This window comes from Paenibacillus sp. LjRoot153, assembly GCF_964253085.1.
Classification (GTDB): Bacteria; Bacillota; Bacilli; order Paenibacillales; family NBRC-103111; genus Paenibacillus_E.
In genome coordinates, this window is the sequence record NZ_CAXUQH020000001.1 from 3,039,100 (window position 1) to 3,057,317 (window position 18,218).

General features: G+C 44.6%; 13 protein-coding genes. 11 read left to right on the forward strand and 2 right to left on the reverse strand.

The window, feature by feature from the left end; genetic code table 11:
- The first annotated feature begins 35 nt into the window (after positions 1-35).
- From ACSQ8P_RS12780 to ACSQ8P_RS12810, 7 genes are all read left to right on the forward strand, one after another.
- Positions 36-1,778 carry a sensor histidine kinase gene (locus tag ACSQ8P_RS12780; protein ID WP_436235530.1) on the forward strand — a complete coding sequence of 581 codons (1,743 nt, stop codon included), beginning with the start codon at positions 36-38 and terminating at the stop codon, positions 1,776-1,778.
- Positions 1,779-3,443 (forward strand): response regulator transcription factor, encoded by a 1,665-nt coding sequence (locus tag ACSQ8P_RS12785; protein ID WP_436235531.1) that lies wholly within the window; start codon positions 1,779-1,781, stop codon positions 3,441-3,443.
- A 107-nt stretch (positions 3,444-3,550) separates the two neighbouring features.
- Entirely contained in the window at positions 3,551-5,215 is a 1,665-nt protein-coding gene (locus ACSQ8P_RS12790) for an extracellular solute-binding protein (RefSeq protein WP_436235532.1), read from the forward strand.
- A gap of 108 nt (positions 5,216-5,323) precedes the next feature.
- The gene (locus tag ACSQ8P_RS12795; RefSeq protein ID WP_436235533.1) at positions 5,324-6,217 is read left to right on the forward strand and encodes an ABC transporter permease; all 894 of its coding nucleotides are present in this window, start codon (positions 5,324-5,326) and stop codon (positions 6,215-6,217) included.
- Between the two features lie 17 nt (positions 6,218-6,234).
- A complete protein-coding gene (locus tag ACSQ8P_RS12800) occupies positions 6,235-7,113 on the forward strand; it encodes a carbohydrate ABC transporter permease (protein WP_436235534.1) in 879 nt (292 codons plus the stop codon).
- Positions 7,114-7,164: 51 nt separating this feature from the next.
- Positions 7,165-8,820: an MGH1-like glycoside hydrolase domain-containing protein gene (locus tag ACSQ8P_RS12805; protein WP_436235535.1), complete on the forward strand. Its 1,656-nt coding sequence runs from the start codon at positions 7,165-7,167 to the stop codon at positions 8,818-8,820.
- Between the two features lie 24 nt (positions 8,821-8,844).
- Positions 8,845-9,735, forward strand: coding sequence for a glycoside hydrolase family 43 protein (locus ACSQ8P_RS12810; RefSeq protein ID WP_436239514.1), 891 nt, complete (start codon positions 8,845-8,847; stop codon positions 9,733-9,735).
- Positions 9,736-9,822: 87 nt separating this feature from the next.
- Here ACSQ8P_RS12810 and ACSQ8P_RS12815 read toward each other — a convergent pair whose 3' ends face one another.
- Both ACSQ8P_RS12815 and ACSQ8P_RS12820 read right to left on the reverse strand, forming a co-directional pair.
- Entirely contained in the window at positions 9,823-11,343 is a 1,521-nt protein-coding gene (locus ACSQ8P_RS12815; protein ID WP_436235536.1) for a response regulator transcription factor, read from the reverse strand.
- Positions 11,340-13,112: a sensor histidine kinase gene (locus tag ACSQ8P_RS12820; protein WP_436239515.1), complete on the reverse strand. Its 1,773-nt coding sequence runs from the start codon at positions 13,110-13,112 to the stop codon at positions 11,340-11,342. Before ACSQ8P_RS12820 ends, ACSQ8P_RS12815 begins: the two co-directional genes overlap by 4 nt.
- Before the next feature lie 136 nt (positions 13,113-13,248).
- Here ACSQ8P_RS12820 and ACSQ8P_RS12825 point away from each other — a divergent pair, with 136 nt between their 5' ends.
- The 4 genes from ACSQ8P_RS12825 (at position 13,249) to ACSQ8P_RS12840 (ending at position 18,215) form a co-directional block, all read left to right on the forward strand.
- On the forward strand, positions 13,249-14,154 hold the full coding sequence (locus tag ACSQ8P_RS12825) for an ABC transporter permease (RefSeq protein ID WP_173115096.1): 906 nt from the start codon (positions 13,249-13,251) through the stop codon (positions 14,152-14,154).
- 12 nt (positions 14,155-14,166) lie between these two features.
- A complete protein-coding gene (locus tag ACSQ8P_RS12830; protein ID WP_436235537.1) occupies positions 14,167-15,102 on the forward strand; it encodes a carbohydrate ABC transporter permease in 936 nt (311 codons plus the stop codon).
- Positions 15,103-15,198: 96 nt separating this feature from the next.
- Complete coding sequence (locus tag ACSQ8P_RS12835) at positions 15,199-16,905, forward strand: ABC transporter substrate-binding protein (protein WP_436235538.1); 1,707 nt, start codon at positions 15,199-15,201, stop codon at positions 16,903-16,905.
- A gap of 35 nt (positions 16,906-16,940) precedes the next feature.
- Positions 16,941-18,215, forward strand: coding sequence for an alpha-L-fucosidase (locus ACSQ8P_RS12840; RefSeq protein WP_436235539.1), 1,275 nt, complete (start codon positions 16,941-16,943; stop codon positions 18,213-18,215).
- Positions 18,216-18,218: the final 3 nt, after the last annotated feature.

The window sequence follows — 18,218 nt, forward strand, 5'->3', positions numbered from 1 at the left end:
AGTGGATAATTTTTTCACACATGGGAGGGAATACTATGAATCTGAATCTAACGAGGCATCCTTGGAAGAAAAATGCCCTCAGAAGATTGATTCTTTCGTTTATTTGCATTCTGCTACCGCTCTATCTCCTCAGTATGATTATTTATAATTGGGGGATCCGAACGTTGCAGGACGAAATATCCAAATCCATGATCTCGCAAGTATCGGGGTATTTCAGCGGGTTGGAGGAGGAGTTCAGACGCATTCAAACGTTGCAGTACGATGTGTTAAGCGATGATAATTTAAATGCATTAGGAGCTATTCCCGATTCACTGAATGATATTGAGAAAATGCAGAGCATTCTAAGACTTCAGCAACGACTTAATGCGATTCGCAACAGTTCGACATATATCAAAGATGTGTACGCTTACATTCCGGCTATTCAAAAAAATGTTTCAGCACTGACGATTTCCTCTTTTAATCAACAAGAATTTGAAAGATTGAGGAATATTCCATTGACGCTGGATTCGCAGGTTATGAATGTGGATGGCAGAATGTATCTAAGCGCCGTTTATCCCTTCTCTACGCCTAGCAGTAAAAGAGGCCCGCTATTCATTGTGGCTATCGAGCTGTCGAAGGAAAAGCTGGAGGAACATTTGAAATTAATGATTAACTCCCCTGATGAGGGATTGATTTTCAATAGCTCACAGTTTGTCATCACAACAAGTCATGATGCGGCATTCGATAAGGAAATTTCTGCCCATATGTCCAATAACGCGAATATTGGCAATGCCCAGAAACTCGTCATTCATGACAAGCATTATTTGGCCGTCTACACCTCATCTGACTTTTTTGGCGCCGTTTTGAGCAAATATGTGCCCGAAAACGCTGTGTTTCAACCGCTCCAGAAGTATAGAAGTTGGTTTTTATTATTAGCAGCTGTAGCCCTCGTTATTATTGTTATTTACTCTTTATATGTGTATAAATACATTCACAAACCGCTGGACAAGCTTGTCAAAGCTTTCCGTAAAATCGAGCATGGCGATTTCGATGTTCGGATCGAGCATGCGATTAATGATGAGTTCCAGTACATTTATAAACGGTTTAATGTGATGCTAGGGAATTTGAAATCCTTAATTGATCAGGTGTATAAACAGCAAATTTTAACTCAGAAAGCGGAATTGAAGCAGCTTCAATCGCAGATTAACCCGCACTTTCTTTACAATAACCTATTTATACTAAGCACGATGGCACGCCTTGGAGATTACGAGAATCTTGAGCAATTTACGAATCAGTTGGGTGAGTATTTTCAATTCGTCACACGAAATAGCGCAGATGAGGTGCCGCTCTGGAAAGAAGTCAATCACGCTAAAGTATATGCCGAAATTCAAACGATGCGATTTTCGAATCGGCTTCGAGTCGAATTCGATGATTTGCCTGAAAATATTGGACACGTCATGGTGCCGAGGTTGATTTTACAGCCAATCATTGAGAATGCTTTTGAACATGGTCTGGAAAGGAAGCCCGAGAAAGGCATTTTGCGAGTGCGTCTCCTTAAGGTTGAGAACGAGATTCAGATGATCATTGAAGATAACGGTGAGGAGCTTGATGATGAACGAATAGCGTTACTCAACGAGGCATTATCCAATCAAGAAGGGTTGGAGACGACCGGTATTTTGAATATTCACCAACGAATTCGTTTGAAGTTTGGACTGTCTAGCGGTCTATTTGTGGAGCGAAGTGAATGGGGCGGTATGAAGGTAACAATTGTTATTGATCACACGAACGGAGGCGTTTAAATGTACAGGGTACTGGTTGTAGACGATGAGATGATTATTGCAGACGGGTTATACGAAGTACTTCAGTCCATCCCACAGCTGGAGTTGGATGTGTATAAAGCTTATTCGGGCATGGAGGCAGTTCGGCAATTCGATCGGACGCGCTTTGATATCGTGCTCACCGACATTCGTATGCCAGGACTGGATGGCTTGCAGCTCTTAGAGAAGATTCGCGAGAGATGGCCGCAATGCCGGGTCATTTTTCTCACAGGATACAATGAATTTTCCTATATTTACTCGGCTATTCAGTATGAAAAGGTCAGTTATTTACTAAAGACCGAAGGATACGAGAAAGTCATTCAGATGGTGGAGCATGCAGTGGCTGAGATTGAAACGGAGCTAAGGGCTCAGTCGTTGCTGAAAATAGCCCAAGAGCAATTGGATAACATGCGAGGGATGCTTCAAAACGATTATGTGAAGCGAATTCTGAATGAACAGCTCGACGTAAAAGAGATTCATCAAGAACAATTTGATGAACTAGCCATACCCCTTCAAGCGGATCGGCCTATTCTCATCATGCTCGGAAGAATAAACAGCTTATCCAATCGGACGACGTATACGGAAAAGTCACGGCAGCTCTACAGGATCAAACTGATCGCTGAGCAATATTTGTCTTCGCACGTTTCTTTTGTCGATGCGGTGAATGAGCATATGGATCTGATTTGGCTGATTCAGCCGCTCGGGGATAACTTGGAGATGAATGGATGGGAAAGAACCTTCACATTCGTAAAAGGGAATTTGGAGTTGGTGCAGGCGGCCTGTCGCGAGTCTGTCGGTGAGTTATTGTCCTTTGTAGTTGATGATAGCACGGTGGCGTGGGCCGACGCAGCAGAACGGTTCGCCACACTAACCATGCTGATGAATTATCGCATTGGTCAGGGCAGCGGCATGCTGCTGCTGGACAAGCAAATGGTGGAGCATGAGCTCCAGCAGTCGGATGGGAGCCACCGGGATAAGTCGCAGATCCGACATGCCAAATTGGAGCAGCTCGCTGATCAATTAGAACATGGACAACGGATGGAGTTCAGCAAGACGCTGCTTGCCTGTGCCGACTCGCTTAAAGATATCGACAGTATGCATGATGTACCTGCGCAAGAGCTTTATTATTCCATCGGATTGGTTTTCTTATCCTATATGAATCGTTGGAATTTGGTTGAAATGGTTGCGACGCAGATCGGGCTACACAAGCTTATGCAACCAGGGGAGCATGAGTCATGGACGATGGCTTTTGAGTATCTAGCCCGTGTGGAAGACATTCTGTTCAACCTTCAGAATCAAGAGGAGGAGCGAAGGGCAAATGCTATTATTTCCTTGATTCAGAAGCATATTAAGGATAACCTTCATAATCCAGATGAGATTTCGCTGGTGAAATTAGCGGAATTAGTGTATTTCAATCCGTCCTATTTGTCGCGACTATTTAAACAGGTAACAGGAAGCAATTTATCCGATTATATTTCTTCAACCCGTATGACAAGAGCCAAGAGTCTTCTGGAGAATCCGAATATCAAAATTCAAGAGGTCGCTGAGCAAGTCGGTTATGGAACGGCGACGAACTTTACGAGATATTTTCGCAAGATTACGCATATGACTCCACTGGAGTATCGGACCTCGATATTCAACAAGTAAACAAGTGATTCAAATGTAAAGACATGAATATTGAATGCCGATTGATTGCGCATTACCATTAGAGATGTAGCAACTCTAGTATATTTAGATCATTCGGGGAGGTTCACATGAGACAAAGAGATAAAGTGAAAACGGCGGTTATTCTCTCGGCGGCAGGACTATTGGTGCTCTCAGCTTGTAGCTCAGAGGGATCGAAAGATAGTAATGCAACGGCGGCACCTAATGCTTCTGCAACGCCTAACGCGAACTTAATGGCGAAGTATGAGAAACCAGTGGATATTACAGCATGGCGCTACACAGAAGCCACTTATAAGTATGAAAATGGCGACACGATCGAGAATAATATTTATACAAAAGCTTATCAAAATGACCTAAACATTAACTTGAAATATCAATGGACAGTACCTGTCGAGCAATTCGATCAAAAGCTGAATGTAGCGATTGCTGCCGGGGATCTTCCGGATGTTATGTGGCTGAAAAACAAGCAACTCACGGATTTGGCTGATAATGATATGCTCTATGACTTGACGGAGCTGTATGACAAATATGCCTCACCGATGGCGAAGAGTATTCTGCAACAGGATCAGAAAGCCTTCGATACAGCCAAAATCGGCGGTAAATTGATGGCGATTCCACAGACATCGTCGGCCATCGACGGATTACCGCTCTTGTATGTACGTGCGGATTGGTTAACGAAACTTGGACTTACGGAGCCGAAGTCGATGAAGGAAGTTTTGGCGGTTGCTGAGGCATTCACAAAGAAAGATCCAGACGGCAACGGCAAAGATGATACATTCGGGATGGCCTTCACGAAGTCGTTCTTAGCAGATACTCATTTCGGAACAACGGGCTTCTTCTCCGGCTTCCATGCTTATGCTGGTAAATGGGTGAAGGATTCATCCGGTAAACAGCTTGTCTATGGAAGTATTCAGCCAGAAGTGAAGACTGCGCTTAAGCAGCTCCAAGATATGTACGCACAAGGTTTGCTCGATAAGGAATTCGGTGTTAAAGACCGGGCGAAGGTAACGGAATCCGTTGTCGGCGGCAAAGTCGGTATCTTCTACGGCAGCATGTCTGCGCCATTGTCGATCATTCAGAAGAACATCGATAACGATCCGAAAGCAGATTGGAAAGCGATCCCGCTGGTGTCTGTTGATGATAAGAAGGCAACACCAATCGGTAAAATGCCGATTCAACGTTATTACGCAGTTAGCAAGAAGAGCAAGAATCCGGAAGCGATTATTAAGCTTCTCAACTTCGCGATGGATGGTTATGACGAGAGTAAGAAGCCAAAACCAGAGATGAGCTTCAGCCCTACGAATGTTCCTGTCTACCTCTATAGCCTGATGAATCCAGAGCCTGCGAATAAAAACTTGAGCGCACATAACAACACGCTTAGTGCGATTGCTTCGAACGATCCGTCCAAACTGACGACGGAAGAGAAGGGCTACTACGACAAAATTGTAGACTACCGTAAAGGTAACAATGCGAATTGGGGTACGGAGCGCGTATTCGGGACGCCGAGCAGCTTCGACGTCATCAGCAAGTACGTGAAAGACGATAACTATATGTTAGATGCTTTCTACGGTGCAGCGACACCTACCATGGTTGAGAAGAATGCATCGCTTCTGAAGCTGGAAGAGGAAGTATTTACGAAGATTATTATGGGCCAATCCATCGATACGTTTGATAAATTCGTAGAAGACTGGAAAAAGCTTGGCGGCGATCAGATTACGAAAGAAGTCAACGAATGGTACGCAAAAAGTAAATAAGAAGTTGACGGCTTAATACGAGATTGGAGCTTAGGGGGAAGCGGTCGTACACTGCTTTCCCCTTCGTTATTTGTCCTTACATGCAAACGGAGAGGAGTACAAACGGAAATGAATAAAAAACTGCAGGAAATTCCTTTGCATCTTATGCTATTACCTGGTGTCATTCTTACGATTATCTTTAGCTATGTACCAATCGCTGGGATCGTCATTGCTTTTCAAAAATTTGTACCGTCCAAAGGAATCTTTCATTCCAAATGGATTGGACTCGATAATTTCCGCTATATGTTGGAGATGCCCAATTTTTCGAGTGTAGTATGGAATACGGTTTTCATTGCTGTCATGAAGATCATCGTTCACTTAATTGTTCCAGTTATCTTTGCTCTTCTTTTAAATGAGGTCATAAGCACGGCATTCAAACGTACGATACAAACGATTATTTATTTTCCTTATTTTCTGTCCTGGGTCATCCTGGGAGGCATATTAATTGATATTCTCTCGCCTTCAGGCGGCATTGTGAATCAGATGCTTGGCTTGCTGGGCATCAAACCTATTTTTTTCCTTGGCAACGAAAACTGGTTTCCTTTTACACTTGTCGCTTCAGACACTTGGAAGGAATTCGGATATAGCACGATCGTTTATTTAGCTGCCCTCACGGCTATAGATCAGTCCTTATATGAAGCTGCGGTTGTGGATGGAGCGAATCGTTGGAAGCAGACGCTCCACGTTACAATCCCCGGTATGCTGCCTATTGTCACGCTGATGACTGTTCTAAGCTTAGGGAATGTATTGAACGCTGGTTTCGATCAGGTGTTCAATCTGTACAGTCCGATGGTCTACAGTACAGGAGATATTATTGATACGATGGTTTACCGGATCGGCTTGGTTGATGCGCAATATGGCGTAGCGACGGCGGTAGGATTGTTTAAATCCGTTATTGCTTTCATCTTGATTGTGATTTCGAATAAGCTTGCCAATCGGTATACGGGTTATCGGATATTTTAAAGCAAGGGGGAAAGGTTATGCAGAAAGTGACAACGAGCAGAAAAGTATTTCTGTTAGTTAACTATATATTGCTTGGTTTAATAGCGTTCCTATGTCTATTGCCGCTGATTAACGTGCTAGCTGTCTCTTTCAGCTCAAGCAGCGCTGCGGCTGGTGGTTTCGTCAAGCTCTGGCCCGTGGATTTCACGATTGCCTCGTATAAACATGCGTTAACGAAGAAGGAGTTTCTTGAAGGATTATATGTTTCTGTACAAAGAGTAGTGCTCGGTTATGCGATTAATATGGTGATTACGATCTTGATTGCCTATCCGCTTTCTAAAGAAACAACGACGCTTCGTGCAAGGAATGTATACGCGTGGTTCTTCATCATAACGATGCTTTTCCATGGCGGATTAATTCCTAGCTATATGACGATGAAAGCACTCGGCTTGCTGGACACCATTTGGGCGCTAGTGCTTCCCGGAGCTGTGCATGTCTTTAATATGATTTTGCTGTTGAACTTTTTCAGGAATTTACCCAAGGAAATTGAAGAAGCTGCGTACATTGATGGAGCGGGTCATTGGAAGGTGCTTTGGAGCATGTACATTCCATTGTCTAAGCCGGCCTTGGCAACTATCACCTTATTTACCGTGGTCATGCATTGGAATTCGTGGTTCGACGGTTTGATTTACATGAACTCGCCTTCGAATTATCCGCTGCAGAGCTATTTGCAAACGATTATTGTCAATCCTGATTCTAGTACGCTTTCGTCAACTGAGTTGTACATGTCAGAGGTTTCCGATCGTACGTTCAAGGCGGCGCAAGTATTCCTAGCGGCAATGCCAATATTGGTATTCTATCCATTCTTACAGAAGTATTTCATGAAGGGCCTAGTCATGGGCAGTGTGAAAGGTTAACAGAGTGGGCTGCCTAAGGCAGTCCATTTTTATTAAAGGGGGACTACTTATATGGGTGAGAACATGATAGATCGGCTTCGCTGGATTTCTGTGGAGGCGCAGTTAGGTCAGCTGAAAAAAGCAACAGATCATGATGTGCGGAAAGAGTGGCTTGATGCCGGTGTGAAGTTTGCTTCGACAGGCGGGCGATTGGAGGAGACGTATTACAATGGGCTGAGCAAGCTGTTCGATTGCATCGTACCTACGATGGGGGATGCGCCTGTACTGCACGAGGGTGGCATTTATCTGGGCTGCTGGATGGAAAGCACGGGGACGATCAACAATGAACTGCTGTCGCGGTTCCTGCCGACCGTATCGGAGGATACCTTCCAGCTGTTCGCAGATTACCAGAAGGAAGACGGTCAGCTGCCTTATAAAGTGACGGAGAACGGCCCCGCCTATCGGCAAATTCAAATGGTGACCCCGCTGGCCAGAAGCGTGTGGAACCATTACGAGTTGAACGGGAAGAACCAAGCGTTTTTGCGGAAAATGTATGAGGCCATGGTACGTCATGACGAATGGCTTACGACGTATCGCGATACACGTCAAACGGGCTGTGTCGAGGCATTTTGCACGTTTGATACGGGACACGACTTGTCCCCGCGATTCTGGCACGTGCCGGATTCTGCCCATCTGGACGATGCTCGGCAGTATAATCCTGATTCACCGACTTTGCCATTCTTAGCGCCGGATTTGACGGCGAATGTGTACTGTCAGCGTCTCTATTTATCGCGTATGGCACAGGAGCTGGGGGATGAGCAAGCGGCAGTGGAGTGGAAAGCAAAGGCAGAGATGAGCTTGGACAGCTTGTTCGATCATTGTTTCGATGAAGTGGATTCCTTCTTCTATGATGTAGATCGGAATAACGAATGGGTTCGCGTTCAGTCTGATGTCTTGTTGCGTGTGCTTGCCTGTGAGGTAGGCGATGGGGAGTTTTTTGCAGCATCGCTGCGGAAGTATTTGCTCAATACAAGCAAATTTTTCGCCAAATATCCATTTACATCCGTTGCTATGGACGATCCGCGCTTCGATCCATTCTCGAACTACAATACATGGGCTGGCACGTCGAATTTCTTGAGCTTGATCCGTACGCCGCATGCCTTCGAACATCATCATCGCTATGTGGAGCTTACCTGGGTGCTGAACCCGATTATTACAGCATTGGCACAGATGACGCGCTTTGCCCAAACGGTAAGCCCTTGGACAGGGAAAGAGGGCTATACGGAGTCCTATTCACCAGCTATTTTGTGTCTGCTAGACTTCGTTGAGCGGATGTGTGGAATTTTGCCAAGGCCAGATGGAGAGCTTTGGTTCACTGCTCTGGTGCCGTATCCGCAGGATCATGGCGAGGTTATGGCAGCAGAGATGGGTTACAGTCGAATCGTCGATGGGGTCACATTCGAATTCGTCACAACGAGAGACGGTGGAACGATATATCGCAATGGAGAGGCTTATATGCAGATCCCTTTCGGGACAAGGGCAGTGACGGACCGTAATGGCCAATTGAAAGCCATCATTGGCATGAGTGTTCGGACCATTGAGGGTACCGTTCAGTATGAGGGTCAAGAGATTCCGCTTCACGTGAAGGGAAATGAGCAGGTTGAGTTCGTGAAGGGACAGTTTACTAGTGTGCGCGATATAGGCGTTATTTATCCAACATATCGGTAATAGGGGAGGCGAGTAGGTATGGCGATGATAAAAAATAGTGATCTACAGATTCGAGATCCCTTCGTTGTTCCTGTAAAAGGGGAAGGATTATACTATCTGTTCGGCAGTACGGATACGAATATTTGGGGCAAAGGGACTGGATTTAATGTCTATGTAGGACGGGATCTGCTGGAGTGGGAAGGACCGTATGCTGTGTTTAGACCAGGAGCGGATTTCTATTCCGAGAACAATTTTTGGGCACCTGAGGTGTACCCATATGAGGACCGCTATTATATGTTTGCGACCTTCCGGCGGAAGGACAATAATTTGTTGGGGACAGCGGTGCTGGCAAGTGACAGTCTGCTAGGACCTTTTACGCCGCACAGTGAGGGTCCTGTCACGCCGAAGGATTGGTGCTCGCTGGACGGGACATTGTTCATCGATGAAGAGGGATTGCCGTGGATCGTATTTTGCCGGGAATGGCAGCAGGTTGCGGACGGTCAGGTGTGCGCTGTAAGAATGACTAAGGATCTTAGGGGAACAATCGGTGAGCCCGTCGTGCTCTTTTCCGCATCGCAAGCTTCATGGCCAACGGCGTTTCAGCATGCTCGTTATCCAAGACAAGACAACTATGTGACCGATGGGCCATCGCTGTATCGAACAGCTGAAGGCGTGTTGCTGATGTTGTGGGCAAGTTTTATTAACAACACGTATGCACTGGGAGTTGCTACGTCAGTCTCAGGGACCGTGCTGGGCCCTTGGGTGCAGGAGGAAGAGGCGCTCTTTCGGAGCGATGGTGGACATGGGATGCTGTTCCATGCATTCGACGGAAGCTTGATGTTGGCTGTCCACACGCCGAATCAAACGCCGAATGAGCGTCCACTTTTCCTGAAGATCGAAGAGGTCGAGGGGAAGCTGAGGGTGCTTGGCATGTAAATGAATAGTTTGGACAAATTAGGGGACAGATCCATTTGAGATCTGTCCCCATTTCAGTGAATCTGGGAGCTTTGGTCGAACCGAACTTCAAAAAGAAGCACTTTCAAGCCTGTATTGCCCAGGTGTAATGTTCTCGAATTTTTTGAAAACCTTGAAAAAATGCCGAGGGTTTTCGTAACCAACTAGCTCCGCAATCGTGTTGATCGGCCATTCCGGATTCTCTTGCATGATTTGTTTGGCTTTGGTAAGTCGAAAGGTATGCAAGTAGTGAAGGAAAGTTAGTCCCATCTCTTTACGAAACAACATGCTGATGTAATTGGGGTGCATTTGCACATGATCGGCAACCGCATCGAGCGATAAATCCTGTTTGTAATTTTGTTCCACGAAAGCGACTATTTTATCAATTGTAAGTAAATTCGGTTGGCTTTGCTCAGTGGAGCGGGTATATTGAATGAGCTGAGCGATGATCTCCGAGATCTGGATATCTGCATGTAACGTATTGTTCGATACAAATAGCTTGGTTGCTGCATGTTCACCCCAGATAGTTTCAGGTGTTAGACCAACACTTTGCAAGTAAACACCAATGCAAATAAGAAACTGCTCCCGAAGCTTGTTATTACCTTCCGTATTGCCTGGGAAATGAGGCAGTATGGACTGCACATCCTTTTCAATCTGTTCGAAATTAAGCTGCTTGTCAATTGAATGCTCAATGTATTGTACAAGATGCTCAAAGTGATGATGTATGTTTTCTGACTCTGGTTGATAGATAGTTAATCTGCTGGAAGAAAAGTACCGATTGAATAACATCGCTGCCATTGCCTCAATATACAAATCGCGTATATGCGCGTTATCGTTCTTTTTAATGCTGACCCCAATACAAAATCCGCTGTCTTGCTTTCTAGCAGTATCGAACAACTCGTCACATGCAAGCTGTAGATCTTCATCTGTTGGGCAATGGACACTATTCGCAATCATGATCGTTTGCCGCAAAAATCGAGATTGAACGATATACGTAATCTGGAAAATACGTGCCAAAATGGGTTCGATGCCAGCGAGTCGATCGGCCGTCAAAATAGGTTCATGTTCATTTGCTTGGAATACGATTATTGTTGTATAAGGATCAGGAAGCAGGGTGTACAACTGTTCAGGTTTAAGCGGCAAGTCTTCCAACTGCGTATTGAATAGGATATGTTCTTTAAGCAGAAGTAGGTCATGCTCGATGATTTGCTTTTGTTCCTCCTGAATGGTTCTCCCGATTCTTCCTAGTAAGCTGATGAGCTCATCCTTGTTAATCGGCTTCAACAAATAGTCGATGACTTGATAACGAAGCGCTTGTCTGGCATAAGCAAAATCGCCATAGCCAGTTAAGATCACGAAGCGGCTGCAAAGGTTTAGAGCTTGTATTTCCTTAATCAGCGTGAGTCCGTCCTTTTCAGGCATATGAATATCGGTAAGGATCAAATCTGGCTGAAAGGTCGCTAGCTTATTCATTGCATCAATGCCGTCAGCAGCACCTATGATCTCGATAAATGGTGTATGCGCTTTCTCAATCATACGGATAATCCCATTTAAGATGATAGGTTCATCATCGACTACCATCAACCTCATGCCGTTGCCCCCTTAGCTAACTTGAGTATACATGTCGTCCCCTCATTATGCTGACTCTCCAGTTGAATACCTGAACGTTCGCCAAAAAACATTTTTACACGTTCGTTTACATTCATAATTCCGAGACCTCCGCCATCCTTCTGCAAACGATGGACATCCATGGTGCCGTTTAACACCCCTTGGATGAGTACAAGTCGTTCTTTCTCAATACCAGTACCAGAATCAACAACGGTAATGAACATGAATGCAGCGTCTTCCCAAATGCGTATCGAAAGTGAGCCTTGTTTTCTTACATTTGCAATCCCATGAACGATGCTATTTTCAATGATCGGCTGCAGCATATAGTGGGGACATTGAAAATTATCGATAGCCGCGTCGATCTCAAACGTTACTTTCAGGCGGTCAGCTAATCTAATTTGTTGGATTTTGATATAGTCTTTGACATTTTCCACTTCTTCTCGCAGCGAAGTCTCGTTTTTCGCTCCAGATAGGCTGTAGCGGAATAGCTTGCCTAGCGTATAGGACATCTCAGCTGCTTCGGGGTCATCGTTGGCTTCTGCGATCATGCGAATTGACTCAAGCGTATTGTATAGAAAATGAGGCTTGATTTGTGCTTGCATCATGAGATAGGCCGATTCCTTACGCAGCATTTCCGAACGATGCACGGTATTAACCAACTCATCCATGCGTCTGATCATTGCATTATAAGAGGAGGTCAGATGTCCGACTTCGTCTTTATTAATCTCCCCGCGATAGATAGGGAAATGATTTTCGTCAACCTGCCGCATATGTTTTGAAAGTTTCAGAATGCGTTTCGTAATCGAACTGGCGATCAAATAGTAGATGCCGGAAAGAAGTAATAATAGCAGGGCGACGATCATTAGGAGAATATACTTATTTTTTTTGATTCCAATAAAGACGGTGTCTACTTGTTCCATCATCACAAACTGCAGCTTAAGACTGTCAGCATAAAACGATTCAATCAGCATTTTATTTCCATTAACCGTGTGATACGAGTATTTTGCATTTGGCACAACAGCTTGGGCAAGTAAGGCCTTCTCTGAATCTTGGGATAAGGGGATCTTTTCAATATGCGAAATGACCTGATAATCCTGATCAAGCACATATAAATTACTTTTACTGTTCAAATTAAGCGATTCCAATAATGGTTTAATGAAATTTGAGGTTACCTTGATATCGAGAAGACCGATGTCCTGCTCAAAATTCCGGTTTCCAATTTTGTGGAAATAATGAAGATTGAGGTTTTGATCCGAGCCATTAGTAAACGTAATCCATTTACCTACACCTAGTGGAAGCTTTTTAATGCTCTCATCCAGCTTGAACTCGTTCATTTTGGCCATTTCTGGTCGGAAAATCATACCGTTCTGCTGCTCCATGTAAATGGTCATCCCATCGATCATTCGATTAGATGACAAAATATAAGAAAACAAAGGTCTGATGTAGGTTAAAAAATTGGAAACTTGCTCAAAATCGCTTCGATAGTTCCCGCTTAAATAGGCAATCGTGTTCGAATTATTTTGGAATAGCTGATACGCAGATTCGATCTGTACCGTACTTACGTTGACGTTATTAAGGACTTGATTCACAATTTTTTGTCTGCCTTGCGCATATTCTTCGAGAAAGCTATTGTAGTTTTGGTTATAAAGGAATAAGCCGAATGAAATAATCGGAATGAAGATGATGAAGATGTAGCCTATTGCCATTTTTTTCACAATCGACAAATTCTGATAGTTGAAAGCAGGCTTCATTTTCACGGATCACCACCTTATAAACGGACACTACCTGCTTAAAAATGATCCCTATAATTATGAGACATATTTCGTTATTATTGGATTTGTAAGCGCTTAATACAAGCGGATAGTCACTGCATCGAGGGGGAGTACCATGAGTATAGCACTTAAAATGGTAAAGAAAAACTGGCAACTCTATCTGATTATTCTGCCGTCACTTGTTTATTTGATCATTTTTAAATACATACCGATGGTTGGCGTACAAATCGCTTTTAAAAACTTTATGGTCACGAAAGGAATATGGGGAAGTGATTGGATCGGTTTCAAGCATTTTGTTGACTTTTTCCATCTGCCCATTTTTTGGAGGGTGATCAAAAATACGGCATTGCTCAGTCTTTACTCACTTCTTGTCGGCTTTCCGGCACCGATCATACTTGCTCTAGCTTTGAATGAACTGAAAAACGGGATCTTTAAAAGGACTGTACAGTTAGTCACCTTTGCCCCGTATTTCATTTCTACGGTTATCATGGTCTCGATCATTATGCTGTTCCTTTCACCACAGCTCGGCTTCGTTCATCTCTTAGCTGATAAGTTTGGTTTTCCAGCGGAGAATATCATGTCAAAGCCGGCGTATTTCAAAACCGTTTATGTCCTTTCGGACGTATGGCAGTTTACAGGATATGCCTCGGTCATATACATTGCCGCTCTGGCAGGGGTAGACCCGCATTTGTATGAGGCGGCGAAAGTAGACGGTGCGTCACGGTTTCAACGGATGATAAATATCGATTTGCCGAGCCTTATGCCGACGGCGGTGATTTTACTCATTCTGAATGCTGGTCAAATCATGAACGTTGGATTCGAAAAGGTGTATCTGATGCAAAATGCGATTAATGTTGGAGCGTCAGAGGTCATATCTACGTATGTTTACAAAATGGGATTGGTCGGAGCGAACTTCAGTTTCTCTGCAGCTGTCGGACTTTTTAATTCGGTTGTCAATTTATTGCTGCTCATTGTGGTCAACTATGTGGCCAAGAAAAATTCCGAGACAAGCTTGTGGTAGGAGGCAAATGATATGGTTAATTCCGAGCAAACCGTGCTTCTCAAAGCGAGAAAGGCACCAACACGCATTCTTGAAAATAGTGTCGACAGAATGTACTTGTTCTTTGTCTATGTCTTTCTGGTCATTTGTTTAATCATTGTGGCGTATCCGCTCATTTATATCATTAGTTCATCATTCAGCTCATCGTCAGCTGTGATCTCAGGCAAAGTGTGGTTGTTCCCTGTTGAGCCTACCCTTCGAGGGTACAAAGCCGTATTTCAGAATCCGCAAATCTTGACGGGTTACGGGAACTCTTTGTTCTATCTATTCTTCGGGACACTGATTAGCGTGACGTTGACGATAACAGCGGCTTACCCACTTTCACGCAAAAACTTTTATGGACGCAATGTCATCACAGCACTGTTTATTTTTACAATGCTGTTCAACGGGGGCTTGATTCCCTATTATTTGACAGTCAAAGGAATGGGGTTGCTGGACACGAGATGGGCAATGATTATTCCTGGTGCCATATCGGTTTGGCAAGTTATTCTGGCGAGGACGTTTTTCCAAACATCTATTCCTTCGGAACTAACGGAGGCGGCACATTTGGATGGATGCAGCGATTTTAAGTTCCTACTCCGAATTGTCATCCCGCTGTCCAAACCGATCATTGCCGTTCTCGTGCTTATGTATGCCATTGGCTATTGGAACTCCTATTTTGAAGCGTTAATTTTCTTGAAATCAGCTGAATTGTATCCTTTGCAGCTTATTTTACGAAACATTCTAATCCTGAACTCCATTGATCCAACGATGATAAAGGATGTTAAAGAACTAGCAGATCGGCAAGGCTTAAAGGAACTTCTTAAATATTCACTAATCGTCGTAGCGAGTGCGCCTGTTCTCATGTTATATCCTTTTGTACAAAAGCATTTTGTGAAAGGACTACTAATTGGTTCTCTGAAAGGTTGAATCCAGTTACACATTGAGGGGAGGGATGCCGGGGATTTGACCAGGTTTTAACCATATGGAAATTGAATGTCTATGAAAAACAAGGAGGGTTTGCGCATGGTTAGTAAAGGAACCAGAAAAACTTGGTTATCGGCGGTCCTGATTTTATTCATAACTTTGCCTGTAGTGGGCTGCACGTCCAATAATGATGACCCACAGGGTAGTGCTAGTCCTACAGAGGCTGGAAGCTCAGGCGGTGGAAAAGAACTTAACGCTACTGGCTTTCCTATTACTAAAAATAAAATTACAATGAGTGCTTTCGCGCCACAATCTGCAAACATTGCCGATTTGAATTCGAATTGGTTTACCAAATATTTGGAAGGAAAGACGAATATTCATTTGAACTGGCAGCTTGTGCCCGGCGAAACAGCGGCTTTGAATGAGAAAAAACAGCTGCTACTTGCTAGTGGCGACTATCCTGATATTTTCATGCAAGGTAATTTAACGAAAGAGGAACAGCTCCTTTACGGTCAACAAGGCGTACTTCTCCCGTTAAATAAGTTAATCGATCAATACGCACCGAATATTAAGAAAGCATTCAAAGACATTCCGTATTTGGAGAAAGCGATCACTGCGCCGGACGGCAACATTTATGCGATACCTTCCGTGAATGAATGCTATCACTGCCAGTTTTCTGCCAAAATGTGGGTGAATACGAAGTGGTTGCAAAAGCTCGGCCTTAGCGCACCAAAGACGACCGATGATTTCTACAATATGCTCAAAGCGTTTAAGGAAAAGGATCCGAATGGGAATGGCAAAGCAGATGAAATTGCGTTCACGGGTTCACCGACCGGTTGGCATACGGATATTGAGACATTCGTTATGAACTCGTTCGTCTATTTCAATGCGGACAACAATTATTTCATGATGAACGGTGGCAAGCTGGCAACGTCAGTCGACCAACCAGGCTTCAAAAAAGGTCTGCAATTCTTGAACAAATTGTATGCGGAAGGCTTGATTGATAAGGAAGCTTTTACGCAGAAATCGGATGCGCTTTCTCAAAAAGGGAATAGTCCTGGTCCAGCGATCGCCGGCGCGATTCCAGCAGGCTGGTTCGGCGAATTCACAGATGCCTCGCCAACGGCAACGCGCCACAAGGACTATGATCCGATTGCGCCGCTTACGGGTCCAGACGGAGCATCGTTCGCGGCTCACTACATTGGCATTGGGAACTCGGTGTTTGCCGTGACGAATAAAAACAAAAATCCGGAAGCAGCAATTCGTCTAGCCGATTATCTGTACACAGATGAGGGCACGACAATGTCCAACTTTGGGGAAGAAGGTCGCAACTGGGTGAAAGCGGATGCGAATGATAAAAACACACGCGGAACCGCAGCCAAGTTTAAGGTGAAAGAAACGACTTATGGTGTAGGTCAGGTGCAAAATGACCATTGGAATCAAATGGGACCGGGCCTTCGTTCCTCCGAATATCGAGAAACTGCCTATGCAGCTAGTCAGGACATCTATACGATGGATGGTTTGGAAACCCGTCTGTACAAAGCTACCAAAGAATTGTATGAAGGACACCAACCGAAAGAAGAATTCCCTACGGATATTTTCTTGACGAACGATCAGGCTAATCAAGTTAAACAATTGAAGCCGATTATTACAGATTACGTCAAACAGTCTATGCTGCAGTTCATCATGGGAGCCAAAAGCATTGACAAAGATTGGGACGCTTACGTGAAAGGTCTGAAAGATTCCGGTATGGATCAATTCATCAAAATCTATCAGGATGCCTACGATAAAGTGTATAAAAAGTGATTGCAGGTAACGATTCTCGAAATTGGAGGGAAAACATGAACAAGCGTTGGGAGCGAACAGACTGGTTCCGGGAAGCACGTTTCGGCATGTTTATTCACTGGGGATTGTATGCAATCCCCGCTAGAGGGGAGTGGGTCCGAAGTGTCGAGAAGCTGAGTAATGAGGAGTACGAACCGTACTTCCGAGAGTTTCGACCAGACCGCTATGATCCGCGGGCTTGGGCGAGAGCAGCAAAGGCGGCGGGACAGCAGTACGCTGTCCTAACGACAAAGCATCATGATGGCTTCTGTCTATTTGACAGCGAGTTTACGGCGTACAAAGCGACGAACACACCTGCGCAGCGGGATTTGATCAAGGAATATGTGGAAGCATTTCGCCAAGAGGGACTGAAGGTCGGTTTCTATTATTCACTAATCGATTGGTATCACGATGATTATCCTGCCTATGGGGATCGCATTCATCCGATGAGAGACAATGGAGCTTATGAAAACCGTTCTATCCAATTCGAGCGATATGTGGATTATTTACATGCACAAGTGAAAGAATTACTTACAAATTATGGTAAAATTGATGTAATGTGGTTCGATTTCTCTTACGACGATATGACGGGTGAGAAGTGGAGGGCAACTGAGCTTGTTAACATGATTCGGTCCTTGCAACCAGACATTATTATTGATAACCGGCTTGGCGGAGATATTAAAAAGTCAGAACCTGAGGTGTATGCTGGCGACTTTTATTCCCCTGAACAAATCGTTCCTCCCGGCGGTATTGTCGACGAAAACGGACTAAACGTACCATGGGAGGCCTGTATTACGCTTAACGACAACTGGGGCTATCATGCGAAGGATTATGCCTACAAATCACCCAAGCAGGTTGTGCGAGCTTTAGTCGAATGCATCAGTAAGAACGGCAATATGCTTCTAAATGTCGGGCCAGATGCAAGAGGAGAAATTCCAACTGAGTCCATTCAAATATTGACGTCGGTTGGTGAATGGATGCGGCGTAATGGCGAAAGCATTTATGGATGCGGAGCATCCTCGCTTCTGAAGCCAGAATGGGGACGCTATACGCAAAATGGGAATATGTTATATGCCCACGTATTTGATCGCGGCATCGGACCGATTTATTTCCAGGGGCTAAAGGGGAAAATCAAAAAGGCGAGACTCCTCGCGGACGGCTCAGAACTTAAGGTTTCCACACCATGGATGGCAGAACATTATTCGGATACCGAAAGCGGGGCATTCATTCATTTGACCGGCGCCGAGCTCCCAGATGACGTGGATACTGTGATCGCACTGGAAATCGAATAAGTG

Coding starts and splice junctions, on each gene's coding strand:
- ACSQ8P_RS12805 (WP_436235535.1), top strand. CDS start 7,165: ATGGGTGAGAACATGATAGATCGGCTTCGCTGGATTTCTGTGGAGGCG.
- ACSQ8P_RS12840 (WP_436235539.1), top strand. CDS start 16,941: ATGAACAAGCGTTGGGAGCGAACAGACTGGTTCCGGGAAGCACGTTTC.
- ACSQ8P_RS12785 (WP_436235531.1), top strand. CDS start 1,779: ATGTACAGGGTACTGGTTGTAGACGATGAGATGATTATTGCAGACGGG.
- ACSQ8P_RS12825 (WP_173115096.1), top strand. CDS start 13,249: ATGAGTATAGCACTTAAAATGGTAAAGAAAAACTGGCAACTCTATCTG.
- ACSQ8P_RS12820 (WP_436239515.1), bottom strand. CDS start 13,112: ATGAAGCCTGCTTTCAACTATCAGAATTTGTCGATTGTGAAAAAAATG.
- ACSQ8P_RS12810 (WP_436239514.1), top strand. CDS start 8,845: ATGATAAAAAATAGTGATCTACAGATTCGAGATCCCTTCGTTGTTCCT.
- ACSQ8P_RS12830 (WP_436235537.1), top strand. CDS start 14,167: ATGGTTAATTCCGAGCAAACCGTGCTTCTCAAAGCGAGAAAGGCACCA.
- ACSQ8P_RS12780 (WP_436235530.1), top strand. CDS start 36: ATGAATCTGAATCTAACGAGGCATCCTTGGAAGAAAAATGCCCTCAGA.
- ACSQ8P_RS12790 (WP_436235532.1), top strand. CDS start 3,551: ATGAGACAAAGAGATAAAGTGAAAACGGCGGTTATTCTCTCGGCGGCA.
- ACSQ8P_RS12795 (WP_436235533.1), top strand. CDS start 5,324: ATGAATAAAAAACTGCAGGAAATTCCTTTGCATCTTATGCTATTACCT.
- ACSQ8P_RS12800 (WP_436235534.1), top strand. CDS start 6,235: ATGCAGAAAGTGACAACGAGCAGAAAAGTATTTCTGTTAGTTAACTAT.
- ACSQ8P_RS12815 (WP_436235536.1), bottom strand. CDS start 11,343: ATGAGGTTGATGGTAGTCGATGATGAACCTATCATCTTAAATGGGATT.
- ACSQ8P_RS12835 (WP_436235538.1), top strand. CDS start 15,199: ATGGTTAGTAAAGGAACCAGAAAAACTTGGTTATCGGCGGTCCTGATT.